The 13066-nt window shown below is 58.4% G+C and carries 24 protein-coding genes; 16 read left to right on the forward strand and 8 right to left on the reverse strand.

Annotated features, from left to right (window positions below; genetic code table 11):
* Positions 1-68 precede the first annotated feature (68 nt).
* Positions 69-743, reverse strand: a complete 675-nt coding sequence (locus P3R38_RS09210; protein ID WP_277687033.1) for a polysaccharide lyase family 7 protein — start codon at positions 741-743, stop codon at positions 69-71.
* A 600-nt stretch (positions 744-1343) separates the two neighbouring features.
* On the opposite strand from P3R38_RS09210, the gene P3R38_RS09215 reads away from it, so the two are divergent.
* The gene (locus P3R38_RS09215) at positions 1344-1652 is read left to right on the forward strand and encodes a DUF1654 domain-containing protein (RefSeq protein ID WP_277687034.1); all 309 of its coding nucleotides are present in this window, start codon (positions 1344-1346) and stop codon (positions 1650-1652) included.
* Positions 1653-1777: 125 nt separating this feature from the next.
* On the opposite strand, the gene P3R38_RS09220 is transcribed toward P3R38_RS09215, so the two are convergent.
* From P3R38_RS09220 to P3R38_RS09230, 3 genes are all read right to left on the reverse strand, one after another.
* Positions 1778-2299, reverse strand: a complete 522-nt coding sequence (locus P3R38_RS09220) for a PIN domain-containing protein (protein ID WP_277687035.1) — start codon at positions 2297-2299, stop codon at positions 1778-1780.
* A 2-nt stretch (positions 2300-2301) separates the two neighbouring features.
* A complete protein-coding gene (locus tag P3R38_RS09225) occupies positions 2302-3012 on the reverse strand; it encodes a hypothetical protein (protein ID WP_277687036.1) in 711 nt (236 codons plus the stop codon).
* A 68-nt stretch (positions 3013-3080) separates the two neighbouring features.
* Positions 3081-3908 (reverse strand): S24 family peptidase, encoded by an 828-nt coding sequence (locus P3R38_RS09230; protein WP_277687204.1) that lies wholly within the window; start codon positions 3906-3908, stop codon positions 3081-3083.
* A 113-nt stretch (positions 3909-4021) separates the two neighbouring features.
* Between P3R38_RS09230 and P3R38_RS09235 the strand changes: the two genes are divergently transcribed.
* The 12 genes from P3R38_RS09235 to P3R38_RS09290 all read left to right on the forward strand — a co-directional run bounded on the left by P3R38_RS09235 (position 4022) and on the right by P3R38_RS09290 (position 9676).
* Entirely contained in the window at positions 4022-4258 is a 237-nt protein-coding gene (locus P3R38_RS09235; RefSeq protein WP_088851912.1) for a hypothetical protein, read from the forward strand.
* A 30-nt stretch (positions 4259-4288) separates the two neighbouring features.
* The gene (locus P3R38_RS09240; RefSeq protein WP_027919780.1) at positions 4289-4477 is read left to right on the forward strand and encodes a hypothetical protein; all 189 of its coding nucleotides are present in this window, start codon (positions 4289-4291) and stop codon (positions 4475-4477) included.
* Between the two features lie 19 nt (positions 4478-4496).
* Entirely contained in the window at positions 4497-4676 is a 180-nt protein-coding gene (locus P3R38_RS09245) for a hypothetical protein (protein ID WP_277687037.1), read from the forward strand.
* Positions 4677-4843: 167 nt separating this feature from the next.
* The gene (locus P3R38_RS09250; protein ID WP_277687038.1) at positions 4844-5572 is read left to right on the forward strand and encodes a Rha family transcriptional regulator; all 729 of its coding nucleotides are present in this window, start codon (positions 4844-4846) and stop codon (positions 5570-5572) included.
* Positions 5572-6351, forward strand: coding sequence for a Pyocin large subunit-like protein (locus tag P3R38_RS09255; RefSeq protein WP_277687039.1), 780 nt, complete (start codon positions 5572-5574; stop codon positions 6349-6351). Before P3R38_RS09250 ends, P3R38_RS09255 begins: the two co-directional genes overlap by 1 nt.
* Complete coding sequence (locus P3R38_RS09260) at positions 6348-7109, forward strand: replication protein P (protein WP_277687040.1); 762 nt, start codon at positions 6348-6350, stop codon at positions 7107-7109. Before P3R38_RS09255 ends, P3R38_RS09260 begins: the two co-directional genes overlap by 4 nt.
* Before the next feature lie 132 nt (positions 7110-7241).
* Positions 7242-7640 (forward strand): recombination protein NinB, encoded by a 399-nt coding sequence (locus P3R38_RS09265; protein WP_027907670.1) that lies wholly within the window; start codon positions 7242-7244, stop codon positions 7638-7640.
* Complete coding sequence (locus P3R38_RS09270) at positions 7640-7942, forward strand: nuclease domain-containing protein (RefSeq protein ID WP_277687041.1); 303 nt, start codon at positions 7640-7642, stop codon at positions 7940-7942. The genes P3R38_RS09265 and P3R38_RS09270 overlap by 1 nt, the downstream gene beginning before the upstream one ends.
* Positions 7939-8298 carry an endodeoxyribonuclease RusA gene (locus P3R38_RS09275; RefSeq protein ID WP_277687042.1) on the forward strand — a complete coding sequence of 120 codons (360 nt, stop codon included), beginning with the start codon at positions 7939-7941 and terminating at the stop codon, positions 8296-8298. The genes P3R38_RS09270 and P3R38_RS09275 overlap by 4 nt, the downstream gene beginning before the upstream one ends.
* A complete protein-coding gene (locus P3R38_RS09280; RefSeq protein WP_277687043.1) occupies positions 8295-8417 on the forward strand; it encodes a hypothetical protein in 123 nt (40 codons plus the stop codon). Before P3R38_RS09275 ends, P3R38_RS09280 begins: the two co-directional genes overlap by 4 nt.
* Positions 8414-9103, forward strand: coding sequence for a hypothetical protein (locus P3R38_RS09285; RefSeq protein WP_277687044.1), 690 nt, complete (start codon positions 8414-8416; stop codon positions 9101-9103). Before P3R38_RS09280 ends, P3R38_RS09285 begins: the two co-directional genes overlap by 4 nt.
* Before the next feature lie 183 nt (positions 9104-9286).
* Positions 9287-9676, forward strand: a complete 390-nt coding sequence (locus P3R38_RS09290; protein WP_277687045.1) for a hypothetical protein — start codon at positions 9287-9289, stop codon at positions 9674-9676.
* Between the two features lie 96 nt (positions 9677-9772).
* Here P3R38_RS09290 and P3R38_RS25080 read toward each other — a convergent pair whose 3' ends face one another.
* Together P3R38_RS25080 and P3R38_RS09300 are read right to left on the reverse strand one after the other, a co-directional pair.
* Positions 9773-10489, reverse strand: a complete 717-nt coding sequence (locus tag P3R38_RS25080; RefSeq protein WP_347176210.1) for a type II toxin-antitoxin system HicB family antitoxin — start codon at positions 10487-10489, stop codon at positions 9773-9775.
* A gap of 51 nt (positions 10490-10540) precedes the next feature.
* Positions 10541-10720 (reverse strand): type II toxin-antitoxin system HicA family toxin, encoded by a 180-nt coding sequence (locus tag P3R38_RS09300; protein WP_277687046.1) that lies wholly within the window; start codon positions 10718-10720, stop codon positions 10541-10543.
* Between the two features lie 103 nt (positions 10721-10823).
* On the opposite strand from P3R38_RS09300, the gene P3R38_RS09305 reads away from it, so the two are divergent.
* Both P3R38_RS09305 and P3R38_RS09310 read left to right on the forward strand, forming a co-directional pair.
* A complete protein-coding gene (locus P3R38_RS09305) occupies positions 10824-11195 on the forward strand; it encodes a chemotaxis protein (protein WP_027907130.1) in 372 nt (123 codons plus the stop codon).
* On the forward strand, positions 11195-11512 hold the full coding sequence (locus tag P3R38_RS09310) for a hypothetical protein (protein WP_277687047.1): 318 nt from the start codon (positions 11195-11197) through the stop codon (positions 11510-11512). The genes P3R38_RS09305 and P3R38_RS09310 overlap by 1 nt, the downstream gene beginning before the upstream one ends.
* Before the next feature lie 26 nt (positions 11513-11538).
* Here the strand turns inward: P3R38_RS09310 and P3R38_RS09315 are convergent, their stop codons facing one another.
* Both P3R38_RS09315 and P3R38_RS09320 read right to left on the reverse strand, forming a co-directional pair.
* Entirely contained in the window at positions 11539-12084 is a 546-nt protein-coding gene (locus tag P3R38_RS09315) for a hypothetical protein (protein WP_277687048.1), read from the reverse strand.
* Positions 12085-12186: 102 nt separating this feature from the next.
* Positions 12187-12393, reverse strand: a complete 207-nt coding sequence (locus tag P3R38_RS09320; protein ID WP_277687049.1) for a hypothetical protein — start codon at positions 12391-12393, stop codon at positions 12187-12189.
* A 72-nt stretch (positions 12394-12465) separates the two neighbouring features.
* Between P3R38_RS09320 and P3R38_RS09325 the strand changes: the two genes are divergently transcribed.
* Positions 12466-13065 (forward strand): hypothetical protein, encoded by a 600-nt coding sequence (locus P3R38_RS09325; protein WP_277687050.1) that lies wholly within the window; start codon positions 12466-12468, stop codon positions 13063-13065.
* Position 13066: the final 1 nt, after the last annotated feature.

Consider the following 13066-nt stretch of genomic DNA (forward strand, 5'->3'; position numbering starts at 1 on the left):
CCGGCCGGGAAGCATCTGGCCTGGCTGGGTAGGCCCCGGATTCGCCTGCTACTGGCTTGCCAGCGGATTTACGTGTGGGTGAGTGATAGGTCGCTCACGATGCAGATGGAGCCGTCGTCAGTTGGAGTGGCATCGGTGTAATCGACCTGGTTGTAAACGCCCCCGTGGAAGTTCAGCAGCGATGATCGCCAGGAACTGTCCATGTGGAGGCTGCCGGACGACGCGGCTTTGCCATTGCAACTGGCGGTCACGGTCAATGCGCCCGAGGCGAGAACGCGGAGGGTGACGGTGAACTTCGCACCCAGAGGAACGCCTTTGAGCAGCGTGGTGTTGATCGGCGTGGCCTGGTTAAAAGTTTCGCGGAACCCCAAGGTGATGTTCCCTTTGCTCCAGAAAACCTTCACTGGCGGGCTGTCGTCGTCCTTCACGTGCAACTGCGAAATCACCACTTTCTGCGCGGAGTTGACCTTTGTGAGCGTCATCTCCTGCAGGTTGATGTGCTCGGCTGCGCTCGCCAAAGACCAGTAGTTGGCCTCTTTCCACTCACAGCGCGTTCGGTGCGTACTCTTGCTCGAAGCGCCTTTGGTGGGCGCCGAAAACTGAACTGAGCCATCGGCCAGGACAGTCACCACGCTTGGGTACTGAGCGATCGCTTCGGCCCCGCTGAGCTCAAGGGCTACGGGGTTGGTGGATGAAGTGGCCACCGGGGTCGTGATCGTTAGATTGCTGATGTTTACGGTCATGGCTATGTCTCCTGACGATAAAAATCATGGTCTGGCACGATTGCCTTTGCTGCCTGGATGCGCGCTCGCATCCCTCAACCAGCTCTTCGAGTGGGCTCAGGTGATGCTGCGCAATGCCGCCTCATCGAGACGGCATCATCAAATCGTTCTGTCTTTCTCCGCACTCGCTTACCGGGTCATTCACTCAGTTCGGTTAACACCTCGTCCGCCGTCGCAGTGGGCTGCGCGTGGGCAGGCTTTCGGGCCTGTCGGATCGCCGGTCGCCGGTAGAGGCAAGAGCGGTTTTGTTCATCGGTTTACTGACCTCCCACCGATGGAGCCGGGAGTGACCTAACCGGCTGGGCCGGGTAGTCGGGCATGGCGCTGGCTGTTAAAGAGCGGTGAGGCTTGAGGGCCTCCCGAGGGGCTGTGTAGTGCCTCGGTGAAGTGAAATTTAGCCACAAGCTAAAATAAGGTCAATAGCTCAAAGCTAAATTATTTTCGCCGAGCGACAAACCGCCGGCTAGACCGATTTGCCAGCCGCCGCGCCTTTACGCGTCGTTTAGCACTGAGCTATGATTCCGATAAGCCTGTACGGATATACAGTAATGGAGGTAGGAAATGGCAGCAGCACTCGAAGACGCCTCAATGGCCGCGCGCCCCGAATTGACCGGCCTGGAGCGCCTGGGTTTGCGGGTTTCTGCGATGATCAACTCGCCGCTGGCGCAGTTGGGGAGGAGGGTGCTGATCCATCGCCTGGACACGGACAGTGATCAGGATTGGGAAGCGATCATGGAACTGCTATCCGAGACGGACGGCCTGGACATGACGTTCTGCGATGATGGATCGGTGATTCTGCAATGGGAGAGGGCGGAAGCCGACAATGTGGTAGACCTTGAAGAGGGCGATATCGACGAGGCACCTTTCTGACAGGCAAAGAAAAGCCCGCACTGCTATGCGGGCTAACGTAGGGAAGCGGATGAGTCTTCACTGTGCAGCGTAGGGCGTGAAAAAAGCGTGAAGGCATGAAAAAGCCCGCCGAGGCGGGCTGAATCTCAAATTTCAGGTGACAGCTTAAACTGTAGAGGCTGTGGATCGATGGAAGCCAAGGACTTTGCTGTTAGTCCAACGATTTGCGATCTCTTAAACAATTGTTTGTCGTGGGTCCAAATTTCCCTGGCTCCTGACGCTAGAGCTACTGCAAGAATCTGCCTGTCGAATTTAAGCTTAGCCATCCTGGCGTTAGGGTCCATCTGTTTGAGTTCGCTGTTGCTAACCAGCATTGCGCATTCAATCGCGGCCATCTGATCAAACGGTGATATTTCTATGCATTTGAACCCGTTCAGCATATCCAGATGAAGCTGATAGACAGATCGCTCGATACCAAGAAGGTACTCGGCTATGACTGGTGCAGGCAGAACGACGACTCCTTTGATGCTGTCGATCCGCTCAACCAAGGCTTCGGCCCGAGCAAAAGCATCTTTCACGACATTGCCAGTCTCTGGGTCGTATAAATCCTTCGCGCCATCGTTCTGCATGATTTGTACAAGAACGTTGGTATCAATGACAATCTTCAATCCTAGCCCCTAGTATCTAGAATCTCAGAATGGGCATTAGGAATGTCATTCCAGTTGACCCCTCCTGCGGCTTTGAGCCTGGCTATAGCTTCCTTGAAGCCAATATCTTCGAGTTTCTCAAAAGATGTGACTTTTAACTTTATCAGCTTCCAGCAACCGTCCGCTCTTTTCTCCCATTCACCATCACCATGAACTCGGACTGTTTTGAATAGGATTTGAGCAAGTCGCTCAGCGATATCAATTCCCGCTTCGCACATGAGGGTTTCCCCGTTGCCGCCTTCAATACGTACGGGAACGGTATCGTCTTTACCTCCGACGCTATATAGCTTTCCCTGAACAGAAGAAGGCTTAACTACTCGAAGTGGAGGGGGTTCGTTTTTGGCGACTGGAAACTGAAAAATTTTAGCTCCGCCAGATCGCAGGGAGCCTCGAGTTTTATCATGAGCCATCAGCTCGGAGAGCTTCTCGTAGCTGTTGAGCACCCGCTTAGAACCAAGCCCACCAGACACCTCTCGAACTTGCTGGAGTATGCCATTGTAAGCCTGTTCCTCTATCAAGGACTGGAGCTGGGCTGAACCTTCCTTGACGCTATCGAAGTGAACCTCAGATTCATGGCCATAGAGGGTAGAAAGCTCGCGCAGGTATTCCGCCAAGCGCTTCATTGAAAGCTGCCCAGGGGTCAGGTCGTCGAGGTAAAGCGTTAGCTCTTTCATAGTTCGATTATAGCCCGGCGTCCTTGCCTTTCTCTACGGTGCATAGCTTACAGCCTAGCCCGTCTCGCTCATACCAAGTGTGCGTTCCACACCAGCAGCACCCGGGCCTGGATGTAGGTCATATCCCGACGGATCAGCCGATCCTTGTGCCGCGGGTTGTCAGAAATCATCTCGAAGTGCTCCTCATCAGCCACCTGCAGGCGCTTGATGTAGAGCAGGTCATCCCAGACGAAGAGGTATATCCCGTCGCCAACGAACTCGCGGACGTTGATATTCACGATCAGCGGGTCACGGTGCTTGATGGTAGGCTCCATCGATTGACCCCAACCGGTGACCACCTTCAGGTGGAAGTGCTCTTCGAACTCGACGCCCAGCTCACGGAGATGGCTCGGGCTGACGCGGATGTCTTTGAGTAGCTCTGGAAAGTCGTGCGCGCTCTGACCGCCGCCCATCGATGCCCGGACATCGTAGTGGGCGATCCATACCTCATCACCTACCAGGCCCGGGCGAGAGAAGTCGGCGGTGATCACGTTTGTGGCTGACGGCTCCTCAGCCGCTGCCAATAATCGTTGCCGCGTCTCTTCCGGGATCCCCTTGCCGCTCTTCGCCAGCATTTGCTTGACCAAGTCGGCGGCCGATTTCCCGCCGGCATCTGAGCCCAGGGCTGTCGCGCGCGGCTCATCATCCGAAGGGATTGAGTCGAACCATCCGCGGGGCAGGCCTTCGATGCCCTCGATCCGCCGGGCCACATCGTCGCCCAGGTTCTTCGCGGTCTTGTCCGAAAGGATCTGGCTTAGGTGCGCAGGCGCCATCCCCCAGCGCTCGGCGCAGGAGCCTTTTCTCTGGCCGCCAATCAGCTTGACCAGGTTGTGCTTGCGAATCTCGTAGATATCCATGACGCGAAGAATGCCAGTGTTTAGCTGGCTGCTAAATGTGCGCAAAGCTAAATTGCTCTTGCTCATAAATTAGCCATGAGCTAAATTTCGCTCTATGTGTAAGGAGAACCCTCATGAATGATCACCTCCGTGATTGGTTGGGCAGGGCCACGAATGAACGCCGGCAGCAGGTCGCTGCCGACGCGAAGACCACTGTTGGCCACCTGTGGCAGCTCGCAGGTGGTCACCGGAAGGCCTCTACCGAACTCGCCGAACGACTGCAGGACGCCTCGGACGGCGAGATCACGATCGCCGGTCTGCGTCCGGACCTCATCCCATTCGCCCGAAAAGCGCTGAAAGGCGCCGCGTAATCACCTTCAACAGCAAGGAGCAATCCCCGCATGTACGCCAATCCCAAGCACCTGCATGACCGCGAGATCAAGGTCCGGGTCGATGAGGACACGTTCGAACTGATTCAGGCGCTGGCCAAGTTTCACCGCACCCAGCGCGCCGTGCTCTGTCGTGAGTTGCTCGAAGCTCAATTGGCCGCCCTGGCTTCGGAGAATACCGGCGATCAGCACGTGGCCTGAAGGCCCTTAGGAGGGGCCCATGCCTATCGAACAGATCGGCTTGGACCAGGAATTGACGCATCAGCTTGAGCAGGAAGCGAAAAGACGGGGCGTCAGCCCTGAAGAACTCGCGGCAGAGCTGATCCGAAAAGAGCTGGCAAGCCGAACAAAGCCTCGCAACCCAAGAGGCAATGTGAAGCCGTTCCACGTCAGGTCCTGACCAGGCCCTGATAAGCCCGAATTGCGGGCACAAAAAAGCCGGGATTGCGGCCCGGCCTTTTCAACTGCATATGACTGGAGTCGATTATGCATATCCAACCACAAGATGTACAGGGCCTCCAGAGGCCCGCGCCACAAAATGCAGCCAGCGGTTTCGTGGCGCGCACAATGTCGTCCAAGGAGATTGCCAGCTTGACTGGCAAACGCCATGACAACGTCAAGCGCGACATTGTCGCCATGCTGAAAGACCTCAAGGTCGATCCCCTCAATTTTGAGGACATCTATCTCGATGGGAGAAACCGAGAGCAGGTGCAGTACCTGCTCGACCGTGAGCACACCGATTGCCTGCTGACCGGCTACAGCCCGGCCTTACGCATGAAGGTGATCCGCCGCTGGCGTGAGCTGGAGGGCCAGTCCGAAGCCCGCCAGGCCGTGACGGCCAATGGCACCAAGGTGATTGGTGAAATCGCCATCATGGAGTGCTTCACGCGCCTGCTAAAGCCGGCTCCATCGAGCCAATTGGCCATGCTGACTAAGATCGCCGAGAACAACGGTCTCGACCCGCAGTTTCTGCCGAGCTATGCCATCGACTCGCCACCGGATGCCACAGCCGGCAGCTCGATGCCGACCATGGCTGTGACGGCCCTACTCAAACGCCATGGCGTGAACAAGTCGGCCCCCGCCTTTAACCGTGCCCTGGCTGGGCTTGGCTTCCTCCAGGCTCGAACCCGGCAGAACAGCAAGCGCGAACCTGTCTGCTTCTGGTCCGTGACTGATAGGGGGCTGCGCTACGGCAAGAACATCACTAGCCCTCAGTGCCCCCGAGAAACGCAGCCGCACTGGTACATCGATCGTTTCGAAGAACTCGTCGACCTAGTCGGCGTGGGAGCCAAGTAATGGCCGGAGACTGGATCAAAATGCGCGTAGATCTTCAGACGCATCCGAAAGTTTTCCGCATGGTGTCCGCATTGCGTGCGGACAGGTTGCGGGTGATCGGCGGCCTGCATGTCGCTTGGAGCATCTTTGACACGCACTCTGCTGATGGAGTGCTGCATGGGTACACCACCGATGCCATGGATGCAGTGATCGGTTGGCCAGGCTTCACTCAGGCCATGGTGGATGTCGAGTGGGCGGATATCGATGAGCATGGAAGCCTTGTCATGCCTCGCTTTGACGAGCACAACGGGGCCAGCGCAAAGCGCCGCGCCAACGACAGTGAGCGCAAGCGTGAATCGCGAAAAGCGAATTCTGTCCGCAATCCGTCCGCAAGTGATGCGGACAAAATGCGGACCAGAGAAGAGAAGAGAAGAGAACAGAAAGAACAAGATCAAAAGCCTTCGTCATCGAGCGATGACGGCGACCTGTTCGCTCTGTTCTGGAAGCTCTACCCACGGAAGGTGGGCAAGGCCAATGCTGAGAAGGCCTGGGCGAAGCTGAAAGTCGACGCCGACCTGTTCGAACGCATGGCCAGCGCGCTGGCTGCCTGGGCGGTTTCGTCGGACTGGACCAAGGACGGCGGCCAGTTCATCCCCCACCCGGCCACTTGGCTGAACGGCAAGCGCTGGGATGACGAGCTGCCGGCGCCCGGCAATGTCCACCCGTTCCCACCCCGGCGACAGGGCAATGGCCCAGACTTCAACGACACCACATGGGCTGATGACCTGGGGGCGCTATGAGCACGCAGATCGCTCCAAAGAGCGTCACGCAGATCATGGCCACGGCCCGCAACCTGCCCGCCGAGATTCAGGTCCCGGCCAAGCAGCTGGACCCAGGCACCACCGAAGTGGTCAACGCCCTGTTCAAGGAGCTGCAGGCCATCTTCCCGGCGTGGAAGCAGGCATGGCCGGATGACGATGCGCTGAAAGCTGCCAAGCGCAGCTGGATCAAGTCCTTCGTCGCCGCTGGCATCAACACGCTCGATCAGATCCGCTTCGGCATCCAGAAGTGCCGGGTGCTGGGTACCGATTTCGCACCGAGCAGCGGCAAGTTCATCAAGCTGTGCCAGCCGACCCCGGAAGAGATGGGCATTCCGCCGCTTGCGCGGGCTCTGGCAGAGGCGCTCGAGAACTTCCACCCCAGCAGGGCAGGGTCGCGCGTTTGGACGCACGCAGCGGTGCGCCACGCTGCCCTGCAGTGCGAGGCGCAGAATCTGGGATCGATGGAGGTTGAGCGGGCCGAGAAGGTATTCGCCCGGGCCTACGACATCACGATCCGCATGCTGGTCGCCGGCGAGCCACTGGGCGACATCGCCACCGGTATCGGCCACGACAGTCAGAAGAGCCTGGTCGAGCTGGCTGACGAGTACGCGAATCAGCGCCAGGTCCGCCTGCTGGAGATTCAGCAGATCCCATCGAGCGCCGCCGCATGCCGTGCACACCTGCTAGCCAAGTTGAACATCAAGCGCGCCGGTCAGCCGGCCGGGGAGGGGGTTTGATCACGAAGGTGTCGGCAAAGGAAAGTGGTTGGCCTCTCACTCGCACATACACACTTCCGCAAGGTTTCCGGGAGCTTGAGGCCGGTGCACCAAATTCTATTAATCTGAATTTCTTCGATCAAGAGGATAGGCATGGCTGAGTTCGCCATTCGAAGTTCTCAGGACCTCAACCGCGTCTATGGCGCCCTGCATGCCATAGATCTGACCAAGCCCAAGGTCATCGTCATCAAGGACGAAAAGCGTCCGGACGTCTGCAATCGGAAGATGTGGGCCATGCTCCGCGACATCTCCCAGCAGGTGGAGTGGTATGGCCGCAAGCTCACTGACGAGGACTGGAAGCACATCTTCAGCGCGGCGGTGCAGAAGCAGGACGCGGTGCCGGGTATCGACGGTGGGTTTGTGGTCCTGGGCGTCTCGACCCGCAAGCAGTCGCAGAAGTGGTTCAGCGACCTGTTCGAGGTGATGCACGCCTTCGGCGCCGAGCATGGCGTGCGCTGGACTGAGCCGGATCGGTGGGGAGGGCAGTACTGATGCGCGTCGTATCCAAGAAGGTGCGTGAGAGCGCCCGCGGCCAGGACTGCACTGTCCGCATTCCAGGCATCTGCAATTTCAACCCGGACACCACCGTGCTGGCCCACCTGCCATGCGGGCAGAAGGGCATGGGCATGAAGGGGTTCGACACCGTGGCGGTCTACGCCTGCAGCGCCTGTCACGACGTCCTCGATGGTCGTGGGAAAGGCGAGGTGGACTGGTCCGACATGCCTCGGGCGATCGCTGAGACTCATGGGGCCCTGATCCGGGCCGGGATTCTGACCATCAAGGGGGCCGCATGACGGAACTGACACTACCGTGGCCACCGGCCGCATGCAGCCCAAACGCTCGGGTGCACTGGTCCAGGAAGAGCAAGGCGGCGAAGACCTATCGCTATGCCTGCTTTCTCTTGGCCAGGCAAGCAGGCATCCAGCCTCCCGAGGGTGGCGCGCTGCTCATGCTCGAGTTCGTGCCGCCTGATCGCCGCCGGCGCGACGACGACAACCTGTTGGCGATGTTCAAGGCTGGCCGTGACGGCCTGGCAGATGCCCTGGGCATCGACGACAACGTGTTCGCCACCCAGATCTGGGTGAGCAAGGAAACGACCAAGGGCGGCGCCGTGCGCGTCCGTATACAGGCACAGGAGACAGCAGCATGAACTGGACACCAACCGACAGCGCCCAGCTGCTGATCCTGGGCATGTTCCTCTTCGCCAGCTACGCCATTGTGCGCGGCATGGTCATCTCGTATCGCCGCAAGAAGGAGCAGGGACGATGAAATACCAAAGCGTTTTGGCAGCAGTAGTCCGCGCCCTTGCGGCAGAGACCATGAGCGGTGTAGGTGGCGGCGACTTCGAGCCGAAGGTCCAGGCCTCGAAGCTGAAGGGGGAGATCACCGGGAAGGATGCGGCGATGCTGGTGGACTGCTGGGTGCACGCCCGCCTGCACAGCAAGCTGATCCCGCGGCACTGGAATGCGCTGACGGCCAGGTTCTCGACCCACAAGGCCAAGAAGGTGGATGCGATCGGCAAGCTGGTGCCGTTGATCGCTACCCAGGCGCCGAACTTGTTCCGATACAAGGCGGTAACGGCCTGGGCCATCCCGCCGGTGAAAGGCGTCCAGGCGCAGTCGGGGCATGAGGTGGCCAGCCGGGCGGCCCGGGAGCGGGCAGAGTTCGATTCGCTGCACGCTGGCGCGGTCCAGCTCCTGGCGGGTGGCGAGATGCCAGAGGACGCAGGGCAGGCGCGCCGCGACCAGTACGTGAAGCGCTCCACCGACATGATCGTGCTGCCGGCCGAGTTCTACGACATCAACACCTGGGACGGGCAGGGACTGAACCGCACCACCTACTGGCGTTGGAAGAAGGCCATCGAGAAAGTGCTGGACGAGATGGTGGCGGAGGCGCTGGTCGCGTCTGGCAAGATACTTCAGGAGGAAGGCGTTTTGATGGCAGATGCCGCTTGACAACCCTGCAACGGTGCAACAAAATTCTAGCATCCTGTCATTCCTGCGCATGTTGAGGGGTGACAAAAAAGAACCCGGCCACCGCGCCGGGTTTTTTATTTTCGAGCTCTTGTTTTTTATCTCCCTTGGCACCATCTCCAACAAGCGCTTGTCAGACCTGACCGGCAACCAGGGGAGAATGGAATGTCAGAACTTATTGAGCAGTTCAAAGAAAAGGTTGAGGAGCAAATTCAAGACCTCATCGATCGTGCGGATGATACTGCAGATGATGTTGAGGATTATCTTGATCGAGCGACAGCCATTGATCATGCGAAAATCAATCGCGATTCGAGAGACCATGTCCCAATGGATGACCTTCCTTACGGTGAAGAGCGGGCGAGACTTGACGGTAGTCCTGATGCCTTGAGAGGCGTGGCGGACCAGCTGAGGGCGATTAAGGTGGAAGACACATCGATCACTGCGCTGCAGCGGGTGCTCGGTGAAGCGGAAGAAAAGATCAACGAGGTTCGCTCAACCATCGAGGATTGCACCCCGCTCCCCGATGATGCTGATGAAGACGATGAACCTGCTTAATTGAAGGATTTCTAAATGGCCCCGCCGATGTGTGGGGTTTTTTGACCCTCAGAGGGCCTCAAAAGTCCCCGGCCTTCAGGCCGGGGTATTCGTTCGTCAAACGAGGCGAATGAAGCCGGCCGAAACGCCTTGCTGCTTCTGAACGTGCTCAATTTTCCCGGTTGCTACCAGATCGTCGATGACCTCGCGCACTGCCTGCATGGTGTCGGGGTTCTTCGCGTAGCGGGTCCGCAGGAAGTGATCGAGAGAGTCTTCCCTGACCTGGCTCAGCACACCAGCAACTGCCCCAACCAGCATCTTATGATCAGGGCGCTGCTGCAGTTCATCAATCAGACGGCCTGCGTAGAACCCTGCTTGTCCACCGCCGTAGGGCAGGTTGATCCACTCAGGGTCAGCAGGTGCAACGCGAACAGGGGAATTCAATGCGTCCAAGGCTTTCTCCAGTTGTTCCATTTTCGATGTGTGGGTGAAGTCAACTAGGCGGTCTCCAGTGGTCTGGGAAACGCCGAGGTGCCTGCATAACTCAGCCTTCTTCATCCCGCGCCGCATCATCTCGTTCCATAGCGCGATCTTTGCCACGGTGACAGCTGGCAGATGAACAACGTGTTCACCATCTTGGGCAGGCGTCGCCTCAGGAATCTGACGGCGCTGCTCAACGTACAACGACAGGACGGTCTCAATGCCGTCGAGAGCTTCGCGAATGGCGTGCTCTCGGTCATCACCAAAGCTGTTCACTTCTGGCAGGTCACGACAGAACACCGCCAAACCTGGGGCGCTATCGTCCTTCTCAAATCGTACTGCGTAGTCGTACATCGTCACTCTCCTGGTGGGTGATAGTCCAGCGGTCGCAGGCGAAGGGGACTCTCAGAGCCCCAGTTGCTTGATGATCGCCTTGCGGGTCGGCTCGGGCATTTCCTTGCTGCCGTGGTCCGCGAAGACAGTCTTGTTACCGTTCGGGGCGGTGATCTTGAAGTGGCTTCCTTTGCCTGCTTCGAAGGTCACCCCTTGGGCCTTCAACCATCGTCTGAACTCGCTGAACTTCATCACCTCATCTCTGTTGTATGGATGAGTCAACAATACAACATAAATGTGGTGCATACAACATTTTTGTGGTGCTTCTCGCTTGAGATTCACCTGGAGAATCTGGATGGACCCGACCGACCTCGGCCCAGGCACAGCCACCTGGCTGGGCGGAACGGGCACAGTATTGCTGGGTGGTTTCCTCTGGCTGCGCAAGTGGTTGTCCAGGGATGCCACCGACAGGGCGATGGACACTGCTGATATCGGCGTCGTCCGGCGCCTGAACGAGCTGCTCGACATCGAGCGCGAGGCCCGTAAAGAAGCTGAGGCCCGCGCCGATCAGTTCGCCAAGGAGCGGAACGACCTTGTGGCCACGGTAGGGCGTCTGGAGGGCAAAATAGAAGCTCTGACCAGCCAGGTCGGCCAGCTCAATGAGCGCGTAGCTGCGCAGAGCGATGAGCTCGCCCGCCTCCGCGGAAAGCTGGGAGGTGCTTCCTGATGGACAGATGCGCACTTGAATTCATCGCCCGCCGCTGGTGGCGCCGGGCAGAGGTCTGGATCATCGCTGCACTGCTGGTCACCGGCGGGGCGGTCCTGGGCTGGCAGTCGGCCTTCTGGTCGATGGCCACGACCCAGGCCAACCAGGTGGCCGAGATCCGGGCCGCCTACGATGCCGCAATGGCCGAGCGCGATAAGCGCCTAGATGAGCTGACCAGTAAGGCCGAGAGCGCCGCGGCTAAGGCGTCGAAGGCGGCGACCACTGCTACCCAGGCCGCCGACAAGGCTGATGAGGCTCTCAATCGGGTATCGCCGTAGTCGCACCCCATTTAAGGTCCGGCAAATCAGATGCTAGGAGATAGGCAAGCTCTGAGCGATTCCTGGTGAGCTTGAAGTTGCGCTATGGCCTCATCGCGACGAGGGCCTTTCAGCGAATGGGTCCAGGCTGGTTCCACTGCCAGCTGTTTCTCTAAGTCGGCTATCACGCGCTGAATCGAAACGCAGGGGTCAGTCAACTTTACCTTTCGATCTAATTGGGTGTTAAGCGCTTTGTAGTCCTCAATCATGCGGGTGGCTTGAGCAAGCTGCTGATTTGCCAAAGCAAGGCTGGACTCAGACTTATACAGTTTCAACTCAAGCTGGTGAGCCTGTGACTGAAGCTGGTCAGCCTTTTCAGCAAGCTTTCTTTTCTCGGTCTGGAGGTCAGTAATCAAGCCCGCTTGGAGCTCTACGGTCGATTGGACCTTCCCTATGCCGACGAGCCGTTCTGCCCCTACGCCAAGTAGTTGTAGCAATGGCACCGCTGCAATCAGGCCTGCACCAAACGTCGCTGCAAAGCGTAAACGATAATGTGGCTTGGCTCCCCGCTGGACTGGCTTGGGTTCTTTCATCCGGAGATTCGTCTATGAGTGGTGAATATGCGCCTCCGGCGCTGGAGGAGCATGAAAGCGGAAATGCTGTGTAGTGCCGCAGGTGAGTACGGCACTGATGAGTTACTTGACCTTCAGTGCTTCCTGAATCTGATCTGCATAGGCGCTCAGGTTGCTCAGCTCCCATTGAAGCTGGCTGGAACCTGTAGCGTTAGCAACCCTGGATTCAATCAGCGTCAAGGCTGCGGTGACAGCAAACTCGCGTTGCTGCTCAGGACTGGCGGGGCCATAACCCGAATCGCCCAACAACCGTTTGAAATTTTCAGACATGTAGCTCTCCTTGCGTTGGTTTGATTCTTACCAATACCGGCAACACGCCATCATTTCAAGTCAGAGACGTCTATGGCAATCAAGCAACCCGACTGGGAGGCAATCGAACGTGCCTTCCGGGCCGGCGCGCTTTCCATCCGTACCATCGCAGACCGCAACGGGGTGAGCGATACCGCGATCCGGAAGAAGGCCAAAGCCTTGGGCTGGGAGCGGGACCTTTCCGAGCAGGTCCGCAAAGAGGTTCGCAACAAGCTGGTTCGCGGCGAAGTTCGCGAAGACCAATGCGCGAACCCCGAGCGGGACGCCGAGATCATCGAAGAGGCGGCGGAAGAGGGCGCGACGGTTGTTCGCAGTCACCGCCGCGACATTCGCAAGGCCACGAACCTTGCGAACCTGCTGATGGATGATCTGCTGACGACCATCCAGAAGCGCGAAGAGATCGAAGACGAGATTGAGCGCGAGACCGCCGGCGACGATAGCGGTTTTCGCCGGGCATCCATGCTCTCCGCTGTGGCTCTTCCCAGTAACGCCAAGACCCTTTTCCAGCTGTCCTCGGCCATGAAGAACCTGCAGGTGCTCGAGCGAACTGCATTCGGCCTGGACGACAAGGAGCAGTCGAAAGACGCCGACGAACTCTCGCAGCTGATGGATGAACTATCGAAGGACGCCTGAC

This window comes from Pseudomonas sp. NyZ480, from assembly GCF_029537255.1.
Lineage (GTDB): Bacteria > Pseudomonadota > Gammaproteobacteria > Pseudomonadales > Pseudomonadaceae > Aquipseudomonas > Aquipseudomonas taiwanensis.

What these genes read in the sequence shown, in the direction of transcription:
- P3R38_RS09260 (WP_277687040.1), top strand. Translation starts at nt 6,348, where the DNA reads ATGAGCACGCAGATCGCTCCAAAGAGCGTCACGCAGATCATGGCCACG.
- P3R38_RS09245 (WP_277687037.1), top strand. Translation starts at nt 4,497, where the DNA reads ATGCCTATCGAACAGATCGGCTTGGACCAGGAATTGACGCATCAGCTT.
- P3R38_RS09235 (WP_088851912.1), top strand. Translation starts at nt 4,022, where the DNA reads ATGAATGATCACCTCCGTGATTGGTTGGGCAGGGCCACGAATGAACGC.
- P3R38_RS09210 (WP_277687033.1), bottom strand. Translation starts at nt 743, where the DNA reads ATGACCGTAAACATCAGCAATCTAACGATCACGACCCCGGTGGCCACT.
- P3R38_RS09290 (WP_277687045.1), top strand. Translation starts at nt 9,287, where the DNA reads ATGTCAGAACTTATTGAGCAGTTCAAAGAAAAGGTTGAGGAGCAAATT.
- P3R38_RS09225 (WP_277687036.1), bottom strand. Translation starts at nt 3,012, where the DNA reads ATGAAAGAGCTAACGCTTTACCTCGACGACCTGACCCCTGGGCAGCTT.
- P3R38_RS09320 (WP_277687049.1), bottom strand. Translation starts at nt 12,393, where the DNA reads ATGTCTGAAAATTTCAAACGGTTGTTGGGCGATTCGGGTTATGGCCCC.
- P3R38_RS25080 (WP_347176210.1), bottom strand. Translation starts at nt 10,489, where the DNA reads ATGTACGACTACGCAGTACGATTTGAGAAGGACGATAGCGCCCCAGGT.
- P3R38_RS09325 (WP_277687050.1), top strand. Translation starts at nt 12,466, where the DNA reads ATGGCAATCAAGCAACCCGACTGGGAGGCAATCGAACGTGCCTTCCGG.
- P3R38_RS09255 (WP_277687039.1), top strand. Translation starts at nt 5,572, where the DNA reads ATGGCCGGAGACTGGATCAAAATGCGCGTAGATCTTCAGACGCATCCG.
- P3R38_RS09270 (WP_277687041.1), top strand. Translation starts at nt 7,640, where the DNA reads ATGCGCGTCGTATCCAAGAAGGTGCGTGAGAGCGCCCGCGGCCAGGAC.
- P3R38_RS09265 (WP_027907670.1), top strand. Translation starts at nt 7,242, where the DNA reads ATGGCTGAGTTCGCCATTCGAAGTTCTCAGGACCTCAACCGCGTCTAT.
- P3R38_RS09280 (WP_277687043.1), top strand. Translation starts at nt 8,295, where the DNA reads ATGAACTGGACACCAACCGACAGCGCCCAGCTGCTGATCCTGGGCATG.
- P3R38_RS09230 (WP_277687204.1), bottom strand. Translation starts at nt 3,908, where the DNA reads ATGGATATCTACGAGATTCGCAAGCACAACCTGGTCAAGCTGATTGGC.
- P3R38_RS09305 (WP_027907130.1), top strand. Translation starts at nt 10,824, where the DNA reads ATGGACCCGACCGACCTCGGCCCAGGCACAGCCACCTGGCTGGGCGGA.
- P3R38_RS09315 (WP_277687048.1), bottom strand. Translation starts at nt 12,084, where the DNA reads ATGAAAGAACCCAAGCCAGTCCAGCGGGGAGCCAAGCCACATTATCGT.
- P3R38_RS09310 (WP_277687047.1), top strand. Translation starts at nt 11,195, where the DNA reads ATGGACAGATGCGCACTTGAATTCATCGCCCGCCGCTGGTGGCGCCGG.
- P3R38_RS09275 (WP_277687042.1), top strand. Translation starts at nt 7,939, where the DNA reads ATGACGGAACTGACACTACCGTGGCCACCGGCCGCATGCAGCCCAAAC.
- P3R38_RS09215 (WP_277687034.1), top strand. Translation starts at nt 1,344, where the DNA reads ATGGCAGCAGCACTCGAAGACGCCTCAATGGCCGCGCGCCCCGAATTG.
- P3R38_RS09300 (WP_277687046.1), bottom strand. Translation starts at nt 10,720, where the DNA reads ATGAAGTTCAGCGAGTTCAGACGATGGTTGAAGGCCCAAGGGGTGACC.
- P3R38_RS09250 (WP_277687038.1), top strand. Translation starts at nt 4,844, where the DNA reads ATGTCGTCCAAGGAGATTGCCAGCTTGACTGGCAAACGCCATGACAAC.
- P3R38_RS09285 (WP_277687044.1), top strand. Translation starts at nt 8,414, where the DNA reads ATGAAATACCAAAGCGTTTTGGCAGCAGTAGTCCGCGCCCTTGCGGCA.
- P3R38_RS09240 (WP_027919780.1), top strand. Translation starts at nt 4,289, where the DNA reads ATGTACGCCAATCCCAAGCACCTGCATGACCGCGAGATCAAGGTCCGG.